Source organism: Arthrobacter pigmenti (assembly GCF_011927905.1).
Lineage (GTDB): Bacteria > Actinomycetota > Actinomycetes > Actinomycetales > Micrococcaceae > Arthrobacter_D > Arthrobacter_D pigmenti.
The window spans coordinates 1,478,149-1,497,386 of record NZ_JAATJL010000001.1 but is presented as its reverse complement, the minus strand read 5'-3'; the positions used below and the strand labels follow the sequence as shown (position 1 = coordinate 1,497,386).

Below are 19,238 nucleotides of genomic sequence, written 5' to 3'. Positions count from 1 at the left end.
ATGACTCCCATCCGGAATGCACGTCGTGATGACGTGCCCACCATCCTGCAACTGATTCACGACCTCGCGGTGTACGAGAAGGAACCGGACGCCGTCCGCAACACCGTAGAGGGCCTCGAGGAAGCACTGTTCGGGGAGAACCCCCGCATCTTTGCCTCCATCGCTGAGGACGACGGCGGCATCCAGGGATTCGCACTCTGGTTCCTCAACTACTCCACCTGGGAAGGCGTTCACGGGATTTATTTGGAGGACCTGTACGTGCGGCCGGAAGCGCGTGGATCCGGTTATGGGAAGGCCCTCCTGCAGAATCTGGCCCGCATCGCTGCGGAGCGCGGTTACGCGAGGGTTGAGTGGTCAGTCCTGAACTGGAACGAACCATCGATTGCTTTCTACCGTAGTCTGGGTGCCCTCCCCCAGGATGAATGGTCGACGTTCCGGTTGACGGGTGGTCCGCTGACTCGTTTCGCGGGGGCCAGCTGATGATCGCGGCGCCGCATGAGAGCGAGCCGACCTACCTCATGAGGGGAACGCGGAGTACGGGCCACCGGTTTCAGGTTCCTCTCAATCATGCCAATCCCGACGGCGAATCCATCACCGTCTTCGCACGTGAATACAGTTCAACGGAGCACAGCGACGACGAGGCAGCCCGCCTGCCCTGGCTTCTGTTTCTCCAGGGAGGGCCCGGCGGCCGGGGAAGCCGTGTCACTCAGCTGGCGGGTTGGATGAAGGCCGCAGCGCGTGAGTTCCGGATCCTGATGCTGGACCAGCGGGGTACCGGCCTCTCGACCCCCGCCGATGAACGGACGCTCCCAGCCAAAGGTACTTCTGCTCAGCAGGCCGAGTACCTGCGCCATTTCCGTGCCGATTCGATTGTTGCCGACGCCGAAGCTATCCGGGCAGCGCTGGGCGCGGATCCCTGGACGGTCTTCGGCCAGAGCTTCGGCGGATTCTGCGCACTGACCTACCTCTCGTTCGCACCGGAGGGAATGGCGTGCGCCCTCATCACTGGCGGGCTGGCCCCGCTGTCCGGTCCACCGGAGCGGGTGTACCGGCATACTTTCGGGCGGGTCGCCGCGCGGAATGCCGAGTACTTCGATACGTATCCCGAGGATCGTACGGTCCTCACGCGGATCGCCCGCCACCTGGAGGAGGTGGATGAGCGGCTTCCCACCGGTGAACGTCTCACTGCGCGGCGGTTTCAGTTGGTCGGCTCCTACCTCGGCGGGAACGCGCGGGTTGACGGCCTGCACTACCTGCTGGAAGACGCGTTCATCGCCACCGAAGCCGGCGAACGCCTGTCGCCGGTGTTTCTGGACCAGGTCCAGGCTCTCGTGAGCCGGCGGTCCAACCCGCTCTATGCGGTGCTTCACGAGTCGATCTACTGTCAGGGTGAAGCCTCGCAATGGGCGGCGTGGCGCGTACTTCAGGAGTTCCCGCAGTTTCTTCCCGAGGCCGCTGAGCCGCTCCTGATCGGCGAAATGGTCTATCCGTGGTACTTCGACGAAGACCCCGCCCTGGTTCCGTTGAGGGAAACAGCGCAACAGCTGGCATCAATCAGCAACTGGGGACCACTGTATGATCCGGCTCAGTTGGCCCGCAACACCGTTCCAGCTGCGGCGGCGGTCTACTCGAATGACATCTATGTTGACCGCGACCTGTCACTGGAAACGGCAGCGGCAGTGAAGGGCCTCCACGTGTGGGAGACGGCGGATTTTCATCACGACGGCATCCACGACGACGGCGAGACCATCTTCAACCGCCTCCTCGCCCTGGCACACGGCCGGTAACTGGAACCGCCCGGTCGCTCCGGCCGCCTTAGAACTCCTGACGACAAAAGCGCCGGTTCGGTAGATACCGAACCGGCGCTTTCCGTGCGTACTGGACTAGGCGTCGGGACCACCGGTTCGGGCGCTCTCTGCATCCGCGGCAAGTTCGGCGTCAACCTTCGCCTGCTTGCCCTTGGGGCTGAGCAGGCTGGCGACGACAGCTACGACAATGATGCCCATGATGATCCCGAGGGATACGAAAGTCGGGATCACTGGTGCCCATTCGATGTGTTGGCCGCCGTTGATGAAGGGCAGCTCATTCTCGTGTAGGGCGTGGAGGATCAGCTTCACACCGATGAACGCCAGGATCAACGAGAGTGCGTGCTTGAGGTAGACCAGGCGCGTCATCAGCCCGCCGAGCAGGAAGTACAGCTGGCGGAGACCCATCAGCGCGAACAGGTTCGCGGTGAACACGATGAACGGGCTTTCGGTCAGGCCGAAGATCGCCGGGATGGAGTCAACAGCGAACATCAGGTCGGTCAGGCCGATGGTGATGAACACGATCAGCATCGGGGTGAAGACCTTCTTGCCGTTGACCACGGTGCGAATCTTGTTGCCGTCATAGTGCTCAGACATCGGCAGCACGCCGCGCAGTTTGGCGATGATCTTGTTCTCTTTGTCCTCTTCCTCCTCGCCGGAGTCCTTGGCCTGGTGGTAGGCGGTCCAGAGCAGGAACGCACCGAAGATGTAGAAGATCCAGGAGAAGTTACTGATCAGCGCGGCGCCGAGGAGGATGAAGATTCCGCGCAGGACCAGGGCGATGATGATACCCACCATCAGCACTTCCTGCTGGTACTTCCGAGGCACCGAGAAGCGGGCCATGATGATGATGAACACGAACAGGTTATCGATGCTCAAGCTGTACTCAGTCACCCAACCAGCCACGAACTGGCCGCCGTATTCCGGCCCAGTGAAGGCAAACATCAGGACCGCGAAAATCAGGGCGAGACCAACGTAGAAGGCGACCCAGAGGCCGGCTTCCTTCATGGATGGTTCGTGGGGGCGCTTCACTACGAGCAGCAGGTCGAACAGGAGCACAAGGCCCAGAACGACGAAGGTGCCTATTTCGAAGGCAAGGGGCAGTTCAAGCACTAGGAACCCTTTCGGAGGTACAACGGTAACCGCAAGTCTCTCCACCGCAAGATGCGGCCGCTACGCCCGGCAGAACCTCTGTGATCTGCGTGTTGACGTTCGTAGCGCGAAAGGATACTCCCCTACGTCCGATCCATCCTACCGGTGCGCCAATCCGATCCGGAAATACTCGGCGCCGTCAGTCCGGCCGCCGCGACAGGGCTTCGATATGTTGCATGACAGCGGGTTCGGTCCAGTAGTCACTGTGGCTACGGACAACGCCGTCGTCCCTTGGATCCAGCAGGAGGCGGTTCTCTGCCCCGGGGACGGGAAACGCAACTGGATCTGTTCTCCTCCAGAAATTCGCCCAGCTACCGGTTCTCGCTTCGACATCGGCGAAAAGCTGTGGGCTGAATGCAGCCGGGAAAAATGTGGCGTACAAGGATGCCAGCGGCGAACCGGCGGTCACCAGGTGCGGCCGCTCGCGCGCGGCATTGCGCTCGGATCCGTGGGCAAGGAGCCAGGCGCTGATAACGGATCCCTGGCTGTGGGCAACCAGAACAACTCCGTCACTGTAGCGCGACACGAGTTCGGAAATGCCGGAAACCGCGGCGTCCCGGTAGGACGAACCGGCGAGCGGATGATCACGAACCGGCCAGAAACCGGCAATATCGGCAATCTTGCCCAGGACTTCGCGCACTGGCCGAAGCTGGCCGAGAAGCATCACCAGCACCACCGCCGCGCCGAAAAGCTGCAGCACGAGTATTGCCAGCGCGAGCCAGGGGCCGCCGAGCCTGCCCTCTCCCAGGAGGATCGCCGTCGTCATGCCCGCGGCGGCCAGCAGGACCGCCAGCGGCAGCATGAAGGGAAGCAAGCGCGGCGCGGCTTCAGTGAACTCATGCCACCATCGCCCGCGTGCCGCCTTGCCTCGGAATAGCGGCGGAAGTCCGGGCCCTTTCGCTATCCCGAGCACGACGGCGGCGGCCACCAAAGCCGCTACGGCTGCGATCAGCGCGAGGAAGGGAAAGAGATCGAGGCGGCTGTCGCTGGCGTCGGCGGGGTTGTCGTAGGGAAGGAGAATTCCAACGTGTAAGCGCCGCTGGGCCAGTCCGAAGAGTCCCGTTACGTAGGCGAGAAGGTTGTCAACGATCATGCGTACCAGGGCGGTGAGTGCATGCATGAGGAGGACGGCCACCGGAAGTAGGATGCCGGCCGCAACGAGTGGTACACGCGCTTGCCGTTCCTGCGTCCCTGCAGCGTGATAGTGCGCGGCAAGAGCCAGCGCGGCGAGGAAGGAGGCCGAAATGCTGATCGCGATCCAGAGCGCCATGGCGTCGAGGTGACTCGTCCCCGCCGGGGTTGGAGCCGACGGCCAGCCGCTCCACGGAACCTGCGCAGGACGGACCAGGACGAGAAACAGTGCAACGCACACGACGACGACGCCGTGGACAAGTGCGGGAATGAACGCCTGCCCCCTACGCTCCGACTGGCGCCGGACAACCTTCCGGTACCGGTACAGCAACCAGCCCGCGAGAAGCAGGCCGGCCACTACCGGTACCGCATTCAAAGCCGACGGCGGCAGCGGAATATACCGCAGCAGAGTTTCGCCGAGTACCACCAACCAGGCAAGTTGCGACACCGTGAGGATCACACCCACCGCGAAAACGAGGGCACGCAGCATGCCGTTGCCGCTTCCCTGCCGGTGCACCGCCGAGGATTCCATGCGACCGGCCACGTTGACCAGGGTGAAGGGAAAAGCCAGATACCAAAGGAATCCCGTTCTGCGGCGATGCGAACGGGACCAGTTGACGATCCGGAGTTGATGTTCGGGCAACGGTGGCGGCTCGGCAACCTGCACCCAGGCGTTCAAGCGCTTCTCACGGGGCAACCCGAGACTGGTGTAGTACTCGTGATCCCCAATCCCGTGGACCCGGATTTCCGTGAAAGTGGACGTTCGTTGGTCCTCTGCCATCGGTCAGGCGTGCCCGGCGGACTGCATCTGCCGCAGCTCCTTCTTCAGATCGCCGACCTCGTCACGCAACCGTGCTGCCAGCTCGAACTGCAGTTCTTCGGCCGCAGCATGCATCTGCGCGGTGAGTTGGCTGATGAGATCCGTGAGATCCTCGGCGGGAACCGCTGCCAGCCCGTCCGCCCGAACGGCTCTTCCCTTGCCTTTGCCCTTGGCACCCTTTGAGGTCTTCTCGAGCAGTTCCCGCGTGTCGGCGTCCTCCCTGGCAAGGGAATCGGTGATGTCCGCGATCCGCTTCCGCAATGGCTGCGGATCCACACCGTGTTTCTTGTTGAAGGCAACCTGGATGTCGCGCCGGCGATTGGTCTCGTCAATAGCCTTGGCCATTGAATCGGTGATGCGGTCGGCGTACATGTGTACCTGGCCAGACACGTTACGCGCGGCGCGGCCGATGGTCTGGATGAGCGAGGTGGAGCTGCGGAGGAAGCCCTCCTTGTCGGCGTCGAGAATGCTGACCAGCGAGACCTCCGGAAGGTCCAGGCCCTCCCTCAGCAGGTTGATGCCCACCAGCACATCGAACGTGCCGAGGCGCAGCTCCCGTAGGAGCTCAACGCGGCGCAGCGTATCGACGTCGGAATGGAGGTACTCGACCTTCACGCCGTGCTCAAGCAGGTAGCCCGTGAGGTCCTCAGCCATGCGCTTGGTCAGCGTAGTCACCAGTACGCGTTCGTCGCGCTCCACGCGTGTCTGGATCTCACCGAGCAGGTCATCGATCTGGCCCTTGCTCGGCTTCACTATCACCTCGGGGTCCACGAGCCCGGTGGGGCGGATGATCTGCTGGACGTAACCGTCCGATTTGCTGAGTTCGTACTTGCCCGGAGTAGCCGACAGGTACACGGTTTGCCCGATGCGTTCCAGGAACTCGTCCCACTTCAGCGGCCGGTTATCCATGGCCGATGGCAGACGGAACCCGTGATCCACCAGGGTGCGCTTACGGGACATGTCGCCCTCATACATGGCGCCGATCTGCGGGATGGTCACGTGTGACTCATCCACCACCAGCAGGAAGTCATCCGGGAAATAGTCGAGCAGGCAGTGCGGCGCACTCCCCTGGATCCGCCCGTCGATGTGGCGCGAGTAGTTCTCGATGCCGTTGCAGAACCCCATCTGCTGCATCATCTCGAGGTCATAGGTGGTGCGCATGCGGAGCCGCTGCGCTTCGACCAGCTTGTTCTGCGACTCAAGGTCCTGAAGGCGCTCCCGGAGTTCGTCCTCAATCCGGGTGACCGCCCGTCCCATGCGCTCGGGACCGGCCACGTAGTGGGATGCCGGGAAGACGTACATCTCGGTCTCCTCACGAATCACTTCGCCGGTGAGCGGATGCAGCGTGTAGATGCGTTCCACCTCGTCGCCGAAGAACTCGATGCGGATTGCGTGCTCTTCATACATCGGGATGATCTCGACAGTGTCTCCGCGGACCCGGAAGGTTCCCCGGTGGAAGTCCATGTCGTTGCGCACATACTGCATCGAGACGAACTGGCGCAGGAGATCGTCCCGGTTCATCTCCTGGCCCCGGCGCAGCGTGACCATCGCGGACACGTACTCCTCCGGCGTGCCGAGGCCGTAGATGCAGGACACGGTGGCCACGACGATGACATCACGCCGGGTGAGCAGCGCATTGGTTGCGGAGTGCCGAAGCCTCTCCACTTCCTCATTGATCGATGAATCCTTCTCGATGAAGGTGTCTGTCTGTGGAACGTAGGCCTCGGGCTGGTAGTAGTCGTAGTAGGAGACGAAGTACTCAACGGCGTTGTTGGGCAGCAATTCCCGGAACTCGTTGGCCAACTGCGCGGCGAGGGTCTTGTTCTGCACCATGACCAGTGTTGGCCGCTGCACCTGCTCGATCAGCCAGGCCGTGGTTGCGCTCTTGCCGGTGCCGGTTGCGCCGAGCAGGACAACGTCCTTTTCACCGGCGTTGATCCGCTCCGCGAGTTCCTTGATGGCCGTTGGTTGATCGCCCGCCGGCTGGTATTCGCTGACCACCTCGAACGGTGCCACGACACGGTTGATCTCCTGCGCAAGACTCATAGTCCTACGTTACCGCCAGCCTGCGGACAACGACTGTCCGCAAAGGCCGTTCTTTGCTCGCGGCTGAACGCCGTTCTCACAGGACCGGCGCCCGTTCGGGCGACCAGCTGGCGTCGTCAATCCACGTCTTCAACCGCGGATCCGCACATTCGGCGAGCCAACTGTCCTTGCACACGGAATAGCCGGCAATGCTCGGATCGTTCCGGTGAATTTCGCAGCACCGTTCCTTCTCCGCGAGATAGGCCGCAGCCATGCTGGAATTCGCCCGAAGCCAATCCCGGAAGGCCAACGCAAACCGCCAGCCCGGGGACCCGTGCACACGCACATGCACGTTGACCGGTCGCCCGGGGTCCGCGTTGCAGTGATGCCGCTCCTCCTCCTGCGGCCGGTCGGGAACGGTATCCGGTGAAGGTCCAGACGGCCTAGGGAATCCTGCCGCCGCAAGCGCACTGGACAGCTCATCGGCATCCTGCAGGGAAGAGACGGTGACCTGCAGGTCGATAACGTCGGCGGCCGGGAGCCCTGGCACCGCCGTCGATCCAATGTGATGGACGCCGAGAATGCGGGGGTCCACCCTGCTCAACCGCCGCACCAACAGCCCAGCTTGCCGGGGCCAGTCAGGATTCTCGACCAGCACAGGGCCGCCCCAACGCTTCGCCACACGACCGTCCTGGAGATTTTCCGCAAATGGCAGGAGCCGCTCCGACCACACGCGTTGCACCGCATCCAGCAGATCATCGGGGCCGCCCGAATTATCGAGGACGACGTCGGCGGCTGCATTACGCGTCACGGCGTCGGCCTGGGCTCGGATACGACTGAGAGACTCCTGCTCGGTGAGGCCTCGATTGTCAATCATCCGCCGTACGCGCTCTTCCTCCGGCGCGTCCACCACAAGCACAAGATGAAACCTGTCCTCCTGTCCGGTCTCCACCAGCAGGGGGATGTCATGCACGACGACGACGGCGGCACCCTCCGAAGACGTCTCTGCGGCCGCTTCCGCTTCGGCGGCCTTGTCCCGGACGCGGGGATGGATGATGCCGTTGAGCGTGGAGCGCGCGTTCGGATCGTCAAAAATCCGCGCGCCAAGGGCCGCCCGATCCAGCGCGCCGTCCGGGAGCAACACTCCAGGTCCGAAGGCATCCACCACTTCTCGGAGACCGTCCGTGCCCGGCTGCACAACCGTGCGCGCCAACAGGTCAGCGTCAATGAGGACAGCACCCAGCTCCCGTAGTGCGGAAGCGGCGAGCGATTTTCCCGCCGCGATGCCGCCCGTCAATCCAACCCTCAGCATGAATGTAAGGCTACCGGTGTCGATCTGCCCTTTCCGCTAGAGCGTCTGGCGCAGTGCCGGAGCCGCCGCACCCGGTGTCTAGACTTGGTGGGTGAATGCAAGGAGCGGCACGGCGCCCGGCTTTGACTTCGAAAGCCTGAGACGTTGGCCGGACATAGAGACCGAGAACCTGTTCGCCTCGGACGCGACCGACCGCTTACTCCTGGATACCGTCGCGGACCAACTGCCGTCGACTTTCTCCGGTGAAGTAGTCGTGGTCGGGGATGCCTACGGCGCCCTGACACTAGGGGCCCAGCACCTGGGAGCAACGGAAATCCGTGTCCACCAGGACTCAATCACGGGCGAACGCGCCCTGGCCGCCAACGCCGAGCGCTCTGGCATGGCACACAGCTTCACTTCCCATGCGCTGGACGCGAGCCTCTTCGACGCCGCACGGTACGTCCTGTTGCAACTGCCCCGTTCACTCGATGCGCTCGAAGAAGTTGCATGGCACATTGCCTCGAACGCCGCGAGTGACGTGACGTTGCTGGCGGGCGGACGGGTGAAGCACATGGCGCCTGCGATGTCGCAAGTGCTCGAGAAGTACTTCGGCAGCGTTACGGCCGGCCTGGCACGCCAGAAGTCCAGGGTACTGACGGCGCGGCATCCCTTGGCAGCCGGCCCCAATCCGTTCCCCAAAGGTTCGGCACACGATGTAGGCCTTGAACGTCCACTGCAGCTTCGGGCTTATGGCGCCACCTTCGGCGGAGCGAAGCTGGACCCCGGTACGCGCTTCCTGCTTCCGTACCTCAGCGAGGCCCGTGCAGCCCGGCATGCGATCGATCTGGGGTGCGGCAATGGCACCATCGCGGCCTATCTTGCTCTGGCCCGGCCCGGGCTTTCCGTCACCGCCTCCGACGCTTCGGCGGCGGCCGTGGCGGCAACCCGGGCTAGCGCGGAAGCCAACGGCGTCGGCGGGCGCGTCGCCGTCGTTCGCGATGACGCTCTCTCACAGCAACCCGATGGCAGCGCCGAACTGGTGGCGTTGAACCCGCCCTTCCACTCGGGTCACACGGTACACGCCGGTATTGCGCTGAAGCTGTTCGAGGACGCCGCACGCGTGCTTTGTCCCGGCGGCGAGCTATGGATCGTGTGGAACAGCCACCTCCAGTACCGCGGTGCGCTGGAGAAGCACGTCGGCCCAACCCGTCAGGTGGCGCGCAACCCCAAATTCACCGTGACAGTCTCGGCCCGCCGCTCCTAGTAAACGACTCTCCAAATTTGGTGGTTTAGAAACGATTCAAGCAGCTGGAAAGGCCCATTTGGGGAGAGTCGATGCGGGGCCGGAAAGCAGAGAAGGCCCCTGTCCGAAGCGGACAGGGGCCTTCCTGCACGTAAGGAAACCTTAGTTGCCCGTGAGCTTCTCACGCAGGGCAGCCAGCGCCTCATCCGACGCCAGGGTGCCGGTGCCAGCGCCCGGGTTGGCCTCAACAACCGGCTCCGAGGAGTAGCTGGTGGTGCCGGAGTCAGCAGGCTCGTTGGCCGCAGCTGCATCGTCGTTAGCGTGCTGCTCGACCTGCTTCTTGTGGGACTCCCAACGCGACTGGGCCTCAGCGTACTGAGCTTCCCAGGCGGCGCGCTGGGTCTCGTAACCCTCGAGCCACTCGTTGGACTCGGGGTCGAAGCCCTCGGGGTACTTGTAGTTGCCCTCTTCGTCGTACTCCGCAGCCATACCGTAGAGCGCCGGGTCGAACTCGGTGCTGTCAGCATCGACACCCTCATTAGCCTGCTTGAGGCTGAGGGAGATGCGGCGGCGCTCAAGGTCGATGTCGATGACCTTGACGAACAGTTCGTCGCCAACGGAGACAACCTGCTCGGCCAGCTCAACGTGACGGACAGCCAGCTCGGAGATGTGCACGAGGCCTTCGATGCCGTCTTCGACGCGCACGAACGCACCGAAGGGAACCAGCTTGGTGACCTTGCCGGGTACAACCTGACCCAGTGCGTGCGTACGTGCGAAGGTCTGCCACGGATCTTCCTGCGTAGCCTTCAGCGACAGGGAGACACGCTCGCGGTCCAGATCCACCTCGAGCACCTCGACGGTTACTTCCTGGCCAACCTCGACAACCTCGGACGGGTGGTCGATATGCTTCCAGGACAGCTCGGAAACGTGAACCAGGCCGTCTACACCGCCAAGATCCACGAACGCACCGAAGTTGACGATTGAGGAAACGACACCCGGACGGACCTGGCCCTTCTCAAGCTTGTTGAGGAAGGTGGAGCGGACCTCGGACTGCGTCTGCTCGAGCCAGGCACGGCGGGAAAGCACAACGTTGTTGCGGTTCTTGTCCAGCTCGATGATCTTGGCTTCGATCTGCTGACCGATGTACGGAGCCAAATCGCGTACACGACGCATCTCCACGAGGGATGCGGGAAGGAAGCCACGGAGCCCGATGTCCAGGATGAGGCCACCCTTGACGACCTCGATGACGGTACCGGTAACGACGCCGTCTTCCTCCTTGACCTTCTCGATGTCGCCCCAGGCGCGCTCGTACTGAGCGCGCTTCTTGGAGAGGATCAGACGGCCTTCTTTGTCTTCCTTGGTGAGGACAAGCGCTTCAACCTCATCACCAACGGAGACCACGTCCCCCGGATCGACATCGTGCTTGATGGAAAGCTCGCGGGAAGGAATGACACCTTCGGTCTTGTAACCGATGTCGAGCAGGACTTCGTCACGGTCAACCTTGACTACCGTTCCCTCAACGAGATCTCCGTCGTTGAAGTACTTGATGGTGGCGTCAATGGCTGCGAGGAAGTCCTCAGCAGTGCCGATGTCGTTGATAGCGACCTGGGGGGCACCTGGCTTCTCGGTGGTGGTGATGGTCATGTAGTTGGGGCTCCGTTGTGGATTATGTATTGATCCGGGTGTCGCGGCACTGTATGGCGGGCGCAACTCAATGCACTCGCCATCTGGAGCCTGCCCGGATGTGGGCAATTGGGATGTGAAAATACAGTGGAGTTCCTTGGAACTCCGTAAAGCTTGCGTGCGCCGCATGGCAGTCTCACCGCAGCCTCACTGACCGAGACGGATCACCGTGCGCGCGACACGCCTACTCAGTCTAGCCTCCGGCGGCAAAGCAGGTCAAAGCGCGTCGGTGGATACTCCGGCGCGGCCGGGACGCGCACTTCCGGTTAGAAATGCGTGATGCAGTAAGGCTGTCGGGCAACGCTGAACAGGTGGTCCGCGCGGTCCAAGCCCTCCGGCGAGCCCACCCGGATCTGCCCGGCACTCGCAAGGGTCCGCGCGTCTACGCCACCCAGATAGATCGAACCAAGGGCTGCGACGTCGAGCGCGATATCGGCCGGCGTCCCTTCGTCCACCGTGCGGACCGAACCGACACCGTCCGTTACCGTCAACTCAAAGCTGCCGGCCGCGTACCCCAGACCATCGGCGATCGTCAGGATGAGTGAACCGTCCGCCTCGTAGTGCCGCGCCCGGAGCGCAGCGACCGGATCGAGGATGCGGAGCCACAGCACATCTTCTTCGCCCAACAGACCCCTGCAGCGGCGATCAGAGAGAGCCCAGGGAAGAGGATCCTGCACCGAGGCGAGGTTGAAACTTACCCGCTCCACCAGATCCAGCGATCCGAGGAAACGCCACAGCTCAAGGTAGGCGGCGTCGGAGGTCGCCACGAGGTCCTTCACGCGCATGGTGTAGGGCGTGCTCTCCCAGCCCGCGAACTTGTAGGTGACGTAGCCGTCCGGCCGCCCGTCGTCGTCGTAATGAACTGCCGTCCGCACACCCTTGTCCGGCTGTGGGCGCTCATCGCCCCAGAGCCCTGAGGCCCGCCGCGCATAGGCGAACTGCCGCCCGATCGAACCGAGGGAGCGGCCATGGAAGCCCGCGAAGATTTCCTGCGCCAGCCCGACGACGGCGTCCGGCTCCACGACCTCGACCCTGCCGTAAGCTGGCGCGGTCACCGCGAAGCGTTCCCGAACGTCGACCTCGACACTGGTGGTGAACGTTGCGGCTCCGAACCCGAAGCGTCCGTAGATGGTTGCCTCTGAGGCAGTGAGCGCAGCGATCGCGAGACCGCGATCTGCCGCACCCTGCAGGTCGGAAGTGATCATGCGGCGAAGCAAGCCGCGACGCCGGTGGGTGGGGCGCACCGTCACGGCTGTCACGAGGTGCGCGTCAAGGAGCCGGCCTCCCCCGACGTTGAGGGTGTTCACCATCGTCGCGTACGTCGCCACCGGAACGCGCGGATCCCAGGCATGCGGCCCGGGCTGCTCGTCGTAAACGCCCCACACCGTCCGCCGGTCCGCCGCGAACGCCTCTGCAAGCTTCGGCAGGTCCTCGTTCTCCCTGCGGTTCTCGTGGAAGCCGAAGCTCACGCCCTCGAACCAGGAGGAGAGCTGACCGCCAGCTGTTGTGTCGGTCTCTTCTTCGACTGTGAAGGTTTCGATGCGCAGGCCAGTTGCCACCGTTTCAGTATGTGCAGTCACAATCAGTCAGCCTAGTGCCCTTTGAACGGACCGGGCCAGCGCTAATGCGCGGCTTCATGCCAGCTCATCCCGGTCCCCACGGATACATCCAGCGGCACCGAGAGATCCGCAGCGCCCGCCATTTCGGCACGCACCAGCTGGTCCACTTCGCCCCGCTCGCCGGCTGCGACCTCAAGAACCAGTTCATCGTGCACCTGAAGCAGCATCCGGGAAGCCAGGCCGCGTACTCGCAACTGTTCCTCAACACCGAGCATCGCCTTCTTGATGATGTCCGCGGCGGAACCCTGGATGGGGGCGTTCAACGCTGCCCGCTCAGCCATCTCGCGCAGCTGCCGGTTATCGCTCGCGAGGTCTGGCAGGTAACGGCGGCGGCCCTCAATCGTTGAAGTGAAGCCGTCCTTGCGGGCCTGCTCGACGATCCCCCGCAGGTAATCCCGCACCGCTCCGAAGCGGTCAAAGTAATCCCGCATGAGGTTCCGCGCCTCGTCCACGGAAATAGCCAGCTGCTTTGACAGGCCGAAGGAACTCAAACCGTAAACCAGCCCGTAGGACATGGCCTTCACCTTGGAGCGCATGGCGTTGGTGACGTCCTCGGGCGCTACGCCGAAGATATGCGAACCCACAAAGCGATGCAGGTCCTCACCCTCGTTGAACGCCGCGATGAGACCCTCGTCGCCCGAGAGATGCGCCATGATGCGCATTTCGATCTGTGAGTAGTCCGCCGTCATCAGGCACTCGTAGCCCGGACCAACCACGAAAGCCTCGCGGATCCGGCGTCCTTCATCCGAGCGGATCGGGATGTTCTGCAGGTTCGGGTTCATCGACGAGAGCCGCCCGGTAGCGGCGATGGTCTGCACGTACGTCGTGTGGATACGGCCGTCGTCCGCGATCGACTTGCGCAAACCCTCAACCGTCTGCCGGAGCTTCGAGGCATCACGGTGCGCGAGCAACTGCTCAAGGAACGGGTGCCCCGTCTTCACGATCAGATCGGTCAACGCATCTGCGTCCGTGGAGTAGCCGGTCTTGATCTTCTTGGTCTTCGGCAACTCCAACTCGTCGAAGAGGACAGCCTGCAGCTGCTTGGGCGAGCCAAGATTGATCTCCTTGCCGATGATCCGGAAGGCTTCGGCACTGGTGCTCGCCATAGTGGCGGAGAAGTCCTCATACAGCCGATCAAGGCCGTCCACAGCCACGGCGATTCCGGTGAGCTCCATCTGCGCCAGAACCTCCGAAAGCGGAAGTTCAAGCCCGGCGAGTAACTGATTGGCGCCGCGCTCAACCAGCTGGCCGGAGAAGTGACGGCTGAGCTCCAGGGCCGCGTACGCAGCAGCGACAGCCGGTGTTGCCACGTCTTCCTCCTCGAGGGCTAACGCCTGCTGCCCGCCGGCCGCGCCCGCCGCGGCAGGGACGGCCAGTTTGAGGTGGAACTGGCTGAGATCGGCAAGTTCATAGCTCCGCCGGTCAGGCTGGATCAGGTAGCCGGAAATTGCGGTGTCGTCCACTTCACCCGCAAGGGTGAAGCCGCGATGGTGGAGCAGCTTGTACGCGGCCTTGTAGTCATGGACTACCTTTGGCGCATCCAGGTCTTCCAGCCAGGCGGCGACCACGCGCTCCACCTCGGCGTCGAGCTCCTCGAAGGGTACATATGCAGCCGACGACGCCGTCACGAGGGCAACGCCGATTGCCTCCTCTCCCCCGCTCGTGGAGCGGGTCACCACCTGCACCGCGGCTGTGGCCTGGTTGGTGGCGTTCAGCCAGGACGTGAGTTCTTCAGCACCTGTGAGGATCCGGTGCGGAGGTGGAGCCATTTCGGCGCCTGTCGTCTCGGGCTCATTTTCGCCGACGAGGTCGAACAGGCGCTTCCGGAGTACGTTGAACTGGAGCGCGTCAAAGAGGTCCTCCACGGCGTCGCGGTCCGGATTCTGCGCCTTCATGGCCTGCAGGTCCACCGGCAGCTCAAGGTCGGTGAGCAACCGGTTGAGCCGCCGATTCCGCTTGACGTTCTCAATATTTTCGCGAAGTGCGTCTCCGACCTTGCCGCCGATCGAATCCAGGTTCTCAAGGATTCCGTCCAGCCCGCCGTATTTCAGAATCCATTTGGCAGCGGTCTTCGGACCAACGCCTGGTACACCCGGGAGGTTGTCCGCGGTTTCTCCAACCAGAGCCGCGAGATCCGAGTAGAGATGGGGCGGCACAAAGTACTTCTCTTCAACAGCTTTCGCATCCATCTGCGGAATGTTGGTAACGCCTTGCTTCGGGTACAGCACAGTGACCCGGTCATTCACCAACTGGAACACATCGCGGTCGCCGCTGACCACCTGGACGTCCCAGCCGAGGTCCGCGGCATCGACCGCCAGGGTTGCAAGCACATCATCCGCCTCATAGCCGTCCATGGACAGCGTGGGAATCCGCATGGTCTCCAGCACCTTGATGATGAGGTCCACCTGTCCGTGGAACTCCTCCGGGGTGCGCGAGCGCCCGCCCTTGTACTCCGAGTACTCCGCATCACGGAAGGTGGGTGTGTCCAGGTCAAAGGCGACCGCTACGTGGGTGGGTTCCTGATCCCGCAGGAGGTTGATCAGCATGGCAGTAAACCCGTACACGGCGTTGGTGTGCTGGCCCGTATCGGTGGAGAAATTCTCTGCGGGCAGGGCATAGAATGCGCGGAACGCCATGGAGTGGCCGTCGATCACCAGCAGACGCGAACGCTCCAGTGTGTCTGTGGGCGCTGCGGCACCCGTTGTCGCGTCTGTTTGCTCGCCGGCGTCGGCAGATTGGTTTGTTTGGCTCACAGGTGCCAGCCTAGTTGCCATGAACGACATTTTCATTCCCGGTCCCGGCTCCGACGACGACGCCCACCCGTACCGTCAGGAGCTGCTCGCCGCGGGTGTTCCGGAGTCGATGCACGAATGGCTGCGGGACCACGGCATCGGCCGGCTGGCTGCGAAAATGGGCATTGTGTTCCAGGAAATGGGTGCACGGCGTATGGTGGCGACGATGCCTGTAGAGGGCAACCAGCAAGTGGCCGGAATCCTGCACGGCGGTGCACATCTGGTGCTCGCCGAGACGCTTGGCTCATTCGCCGCGGGCCTCCATGCCGGGCCGGACCGACAGGCTCTCGGTATTGAGATCAGTGCCACCCATCATCGCTCCGCTGCATCCGGCGTGATCACCGGTACCGCCGTCGCAATCCACCTTGGGCGCACGCTCACCACCCATGAAGTGGTCATGACCGACGAAGCGGGCAAACGGCTATCCACCGCGCGGATCACGAACTTGATCCGCGACTGACGTCAGGTAACCGCGGCCTTCCGGACAGACGTAAGCTGTGGACATGGCGAGGTTCTTCGATATCCATCCGCAGGATCCGCAGCCGCGCGCCATCGCGCAGGTGGCCGACATGGTGAGGTCCGGCGGTCTGATCGCCTACCCGACGGACTCCTGCTACGCCCTCGGCGCCCAGATTGGCAACAAAGACGCCCTGGACCGCATCCGCACCATCCGCAAGCTCGACAACAAGCATCACTTCACGCTTGTGTGCCGGGACTTCTCACAGCTGGGTCAGTTCGTCCTCGTCGACAACGACGTGTTCCGTAGCATCAAGGCAGTGACGCCGGGCAGTTACACCTTCATCCTGCGCGCCACCCAAGAAGTGCCCCGCCGGCTGCTTCATCCCAAGAAGAAGACCGTGGGAGTACGCATCCCTGACCACCGAATGGTCAACGCGCTCCTGGAGGAACTCGGGGAACCGCTTCTTTCCAGCACGTTGTTGTTACCCGATCAGGAACAGCCGCCCACCGAAGGCTGGGAGATCAAGGAACTGCTGGACCACCAGGTGGACGGCGTCGTGGATTCCGGCGAATGCGGCGCTGAGCCGACAACCGTTGTCGACTTCTCCAACGGTTTCGCTGAAGTTGTGCGGCACGGCATGGGTGATCCGTCTAGGTTCGAGTAACGCGGTTCCCCTGAGCGAGCTGGAGCGGGACCGCCCTCTGCGGGAAAGCCCGACGATTGAGAAATGTGCCCGAAGTGGGACTCGAACCCACACACCTTTCGATACTGCATTTTGAGTGCAGCGCGTCTGCCAATTCCGCCATTCGGGCCAGGTGGCGCCTGCCTGCAGGATGAACGTGAGATACGTGACTCAGACCGTCCCCAGTGCGCGAATCTACTCTACATGCCGATAGGCTGTTGCAGTGAACCGGGGCACCGGTTGTAAGCGTGCCCCTCGAACAGCCAGAACCATAGACGCATATCAAGGAGCCATCAGTGTCTGAAACCCGCGACTCAACCGCCACGAGCCCGGCACGGCGCGTCATAGTTGCCGAGGATGAGACACTCATCCGCCTCGACATTGTGGAGATCCTGCGCGGTGAGGGCTACGAGGTGGTTGCAGAGGCCGACAACGGTGAGAAAGCCGTTCAGCTGGCGCAGGAGCACAAGCCGGACCTCGTGCTGATGGACGTCAAGATGCCAATCATGGACGGCATCACGGCAGCTGAACATATCGTCAAGGCGCGCATTGCCCCGGTGGTCCTGTTGACCGCATTCAGCCAGAAAGAGCTCGTGGAACGCGCACGCGACGCCGGTGCCATGGCCTACGTCGTCAAGCCTTTTACCCCCGCCGACCTCATGCCGGCAATCGAGATTGCCCTGTCCCGCCACGAGGAGATCAAGGCGCTCGAAAACGAGGTCTCCGACCTTCAGGAACAGTTCGCCACCCGCAAGCTTGTTGAGCGCGCCAAGAGCCTGCTCACCACCAAGATGGGCCTCACCGAGCCCGAGGCGTTCCGCTGGATCCAGAAAACCTCGATGGACCGCCGCCTCAGCATGCGTGAGGTGGCCGAAACCATCATCAACCAGGTCAACTGATTTCGCCGGCGTCGGGCAGGCCGACGCCGGTAAACGACCAGGTCCTTAAACAGGCAGGGCCCCGATCAGCGATCGGGGCCCTGCCTGTTCAGCCGGGACTACTGGCGGGAGTTTTTCACGGGCCAGGGACCGACCTTCTCCTTGCTGGGCGTGTAACCCTCGGGGAGCTGGCCGGCGTCGGCGATGTCGCCCACCTTGTGCACCTTGATTGAGTTAGTCGAGCCGGCCTGTCCGGGAGGCGAGCCGGCAGCGATCACCACAAGGTCATTCAGCTCAACCAGCTTCTGTTCGAACAGGACGCGATCAACCTGTGCGGTCATCTGGTCGGTGTGCTCGGCGAACTCCACGAGCATCGGCTGGACACCCCAGATCAGTGACATGGTATTCAGGGTGGATTGCACTGGCGTGAACGCGAAGACCGGTTTGGTCGGGCGCAGCCTCGAGAGCCGCCGCGCGGAATCACCGGACTGGGTGAAAGTACAAATGTACTTTGCATCAAGCTGGTCGGAGATCTCGACCGCTGCCCGCGTGATTGCTCCACCGCGGGTCTTCGGCTTGCTGCCAAGCGGAGGCACGCGGTCCAGGCCATGCTTCTCAGTCGACTCAATGATGTCCGCCATTGTGCGGACTGTGTCGATCGGGTATTTGCCCACGCTGGTCTCGCCCGACAGCATCACTGCGTCGGCACCGTCAAGCACCGCATTGGCACAATCCGATGCTTCAGCACGCGTGGGACGCGGATTGTCGATCATCGACTCAAGAACCTGGGTGGCCACAATGACCGGCTTCGCCCAGCGGCGTGCCAGTTCAATCGCGCGCTTCTGCACGATCGGGACGTCCTGCAGCGGCAATTCCACGCCCAGGTCCCCACGGGCAACCATGATCGCATCGAACGCGTCGATGATTTCCTCGATCGCGTCCACCGCCTGCGGCTTCTCGATCTTGGCGATCACCGGAACACGGCGTCCTTCCTCGTCCATGATCTCGTGCACGCGTTCGACGTCGGCGGCGTTTCGCACGAAGGACAGCGCCACCATGTCGACGCCGCGCTGGATTGCCCAGCGTAGATCTTCTTCATCCTTGTCGCTCAGCGCCGGAACGTTGACCGCGACTCCGGGGAGATTGATTCCCTTGTTGTTGGAAACCGCACCGCCCACCGTAACTTCGGTCTTGACGCGCGTGTCGTCAACCTCGATCGCACGCAGCGCCACCTTGCCGTCGTCGATCAGGAGCGTGTCCCCGACGTTGACGTCCTTCGGCAGCCCCTTGTGCGTGGTCGAGCACAGCTCAGAGGTTCCTTCGACGTCTTCGGTGGTAATTGTGAAGATGTCGCCGGGCAGGAGCATGTGCGGTCCGTCCGCGAAACGTCCCAGACGGATCTTCGGGCCCTGCAGGTCGGCGAAAATGCCGACCGGACGGCCGAGCTCCTCCGCCGCCTTGCGTACAAACTCATAGGTCTGGTTGTGCACGGAATGATCCCCGTGGCTCATATTCATTCGGGCGACATCCACACCGGCATCAAGCACTGCGAGCGTGTTCTCGTAGCTTGCGATCGCCGGTCCGAATGTGGCAACTATCTTTGCGCGTCTCATAAACCTTGCCTGTCGTCTCGTTATTCGTTGACTGCTGTGCGCTC

General features: G+C 62.9%; 14 protein-coding genes and 1 tRNA gene. 6 read left to right on the top strand and 9 right to left on the bottom strand.

Going from position 1 to position 19,238, the window contains the following annotated elements; translation table 11 throughout:
• Positions 1-480: a GNAT family N-acetyltransferase gene (locus BJ994_RS06830; protein WP_167992786.1), complete on the top strand. Its 480-nt coding sequence runs from the start codon at positions 1-3 to the stop codon at positions 478-480.
• 38 nt (positions 481-518) lie between these two features.
• Positions 519-1,787 (top strand): alpha/beta fold hydrolase, encoded by a 1,269-nt coding sequence (locus BJ994_RS06825; RefSeq protein ID WP_425339404.1) that lies wholly within the window; start codon positions 519-521, stop codon positions 1,785-1,787.
• A 96-nt stretch (positions 1,788-1,883) separates the two neighbouring features.
• Here the strand turns inward: BJ994_RS06825 and BJ994_RS06820 are convergent, their stop codons facing one another.
• The 4 genes from BJ994_RS06820 to coaE all read right to left on the bottom strand — a co-directional run bounded on the left by BJ994_RS06820 (position 1,884) and on the right by coaE (position 8,245).
• The gene (locus tag BJ994_RS06820; protein WP_167992782.1) at positions 1,884-2,918 is read right to left on the bottom strand and encodes a TerC/Alx family metal homeostasis membrane protein; all 1,035 of its coding nucleotides are present in this window, start codon (positions 2,916-2,918) and stop codon (positions 1,884-1,886) included.
• Positions 2,919-3,096: 178 nt separating this feature from the next.
• Positions 3,097-4,869: a hypothetical protein gene (locus BJ994_RS06815; protein WP_167992780.1), complete on the bottom strand. Its 1,773-nt coding sequence runs from the start codon at positions 4,867-4,869 to the stop codon at positions 3,097-3,099.
• A gap of 3 nt (positions 4,870-4,872) precedes the next feature.
• Positions 4,873-6,954, bottom strand: coding sequence for an excinuclease ABC subunit UvrB (gene uvrB, locus BJ994_RS06810; RefSeq protein ID WP_167992777.1), 2,082 nt, complete (start codon positions 6,952-6,954; stop codon positions 4,873-4,875).
• Between the two features lie 76 nt (positions 6,955-7,030).
• Entirely contained in the window at positions 7,031-8,245 is a 1,215-nt protein-coding gene (gene coaE, locus BJ994_RS06805; RefSeq protein ID WP_167992775.1) for a dephospho-CoA kinase, read from the bottom strand.
• A 91-nt stretch (positions 8,246-8,336) separates the two neighbouring features.
• On the opposite strand from coaE, the gene BJ994_RS06800 reads away from it, so the two are divergent.
• Positions 8,337-9,488: a methyltransferase gene (locus tag BJ994_RS06800; protein WP_167992772.1), complete on the top strand. Its 1,152-nt coding sequence runs from the start codon at positions 8,337-8,339 to the stop codon at positions 9,486-9,488.
• Between the two features lie 141 nt (positions 9,489-9,629).
• On the opposite strand, the gene rpsA is transcribed toward BJ994_RS06800, so the two are convergent.
• From rpsA to polA, 3 genes are all read right to left on the bottom strand, one after another.
• The gene (rpsA, locus tag BJ994_RS06795; protein ID WP_167992769.1) at positions 9,630-11,111 is read right to left on the bottom strand and encodes a 30S ribosomal protein S1; all 1,482 of its coding nucleotides are present in this window, start codon (positions 11,109-11,111) and stop codon (positions 9,630-9,632) included.
• A 305-nt stretch (positions 11,112-11,416) separates the two neighbouring features.
• Positions 11,417-12,709 (bottom strand): GNAT family N-acetyltransferase, encoded by a 1,293-nt coding sequence (locus BJ994_RS06790; protein ID WP_342450309.1) that lies wholly within the window; start codon positions 12,707-12,709, stop codon positions 11,417-11,419.
• A 62-nt stretch (positions 12,710-12,771) separates the two neighbouring features.
• The gene (gene polA, locus BJ994_RS06785; RefSeq protein WP_245192461.1) at positions 12,772-15,405 is read right to left on the bottom strand and encodes a DNA polymerase I; all 2,634 of its coding nucleotides are present in this window, start codon (positions 15,403-15,405) and stop codon (positions 12,772-12,774) included.
• Positions 15,406-15,541: 136 nt separating this feature from the next.
• Between polA and BJ994_RS06780 the strand changes: the two genes are divergently transcribed.
• Both BJ994_RS06780 and BJ994_RS06775 read left to right on the top strand, forming a co-directional pair.
• Positions 15,542-16,021 carry a PaaI family thioesterase gene (locus BJ994_RS06780; protein WP_167992762.1) on the top strand — a complete coding sequence of 160 codons (480 nt, stop codon included), beginning with the start codon at positions 15,542-15,544 and terminating at the stop codon, positions 16,019-16,021.
• 43 nt (positions 16,022-16,064) lie between these two features.
• A complete protein-coding gene (locus tag BJ994_RS06775) occupies positions 16,065-16,685 on the top strand; it encodes an L-threonylcarbamoyladenylate synthase (protein WP_167992760.1) in 621 nt (206 codons plus the stop codon).
• A 66-nt stretch (positions 16,686-16,751) separates the two neighbouring features.
• On the opposite strand, the gene BJ994_RS06770 is transcribed toward BJ994_RS06775, so the two are convergent.
• Positions 16,752-16,833: transfer RNA gene (locus tag BJ994_RS06770), tRNA-Leu, on the bottom strand.
• Positions 16,834-16,999: 166 nt separating this feature from the next.
• Here BJ994_RS06770 and BJ994_RS06765 point away from each other — a divergent pair.
• Positions 17,000-17,602 carry a response regulator gene (locus BJ994_RS06765; protein ID WP_167992757.1) on the top strand — a complete coding sequence of 201 codons (603 nt, stop codon included), beginning with the start codon at positions 17,000-17,002 and terminating at the stop codon, positions 17,600-17,602.
• A gap of 98 nt (positions 17,603-17,700) precedes the next feature.
• Here BJ994_RS06765 and pyk read toward each other — a convergent pair whose 3' ends face one another.
• Positions 17,701-19,194 (bottom strand): pyruvate kinase, encoded by a 1,494-nt coding sequence (gene pyk, locus BJ994_RS06760; protein WP_167992754.1) that lies wholly within the window; start codon positions 19,192-19,194, stop codon positions 17,701-17,703.
• Between the last annotated feature and the right edge of the window lie 44 nt (positions 19,195-19,238).

What these genes read in the sequence shown, in the direction of transcription:
- polA (WP_245192461.1), bottom strand. Translation starts at nt 15,405, where the DNA reads ATGGCGTTCCGCGCATTCTATGCCCTGCCCGCAGAGAATTTCTCCACC.
- rpsA (WP_167992769.1), bottom strand. Translation starts at nt 11,111, where the DNA reads ATGACCATCACCACCACCGAGAAGCCAGGTGCCCCCCAGGTCGCTATC.
- uvrB (WP_167992777.1), bottom strand. Translation starts at nt 6,954, where the DNA reads ATGAGTCTTGCGCAGGAGATCAACCGTGTCGTGGCACCGTTCGAGGTG.
- BJ994_RS06830 (WP_167992786.1), top strand. Translation starts at nt 1, where the DNA reads ATGACTCCCATCCGGAATGCACGTCGTGATGACGTGCCCACCATCCTG.
- coaE (WP_167992775.1), bottom strand. Translation starts at nt 8,245, where the DNA reads ATGCTGAGGGTTGGATTGACGGGCGGCATCGCGGCGGGAAAATCGCTC.
- BJ994_RS06780 (WP_167992762.1), top strand. Translation starts at nt 15,542, where the DNA reads ATGAACGACATTTTCATTCCCGGTCCCGGCTCCGACGACGACGCCCAC.
- BJ994_RS06815 (WP_167992780.1), bottom strand. Translation starts at nt 4,869, where the DNA reads ATGGCAGAGGACCAACGAACGTCCACTTTCACGGAAATCCGGGTCCAC.
- pyk (WP_167992754.1), bottom strand. Translation starts at nt 19,194, where the DNA reads ATGAGACGCGCAAAGATAGTTGCCACATTCGGACCGGCGATCGCAAGC.
- BJ994_RS06825 (WP_425339404.1), top strand. Translation starts at nt 519, where the DNA reads ATGAGGGGAACGCGGAGTACGGGCCACCGGTTTCAGGTTCCTCTCAAT.
- BJ994_RS06775 (WP_167992760.1), top strand. Translation starts at nt 16,065, where the DNA reads ATGGCGAGGTTCTTCGATATCCATCCGCAGGATCCGCAGCCGCGCGCC.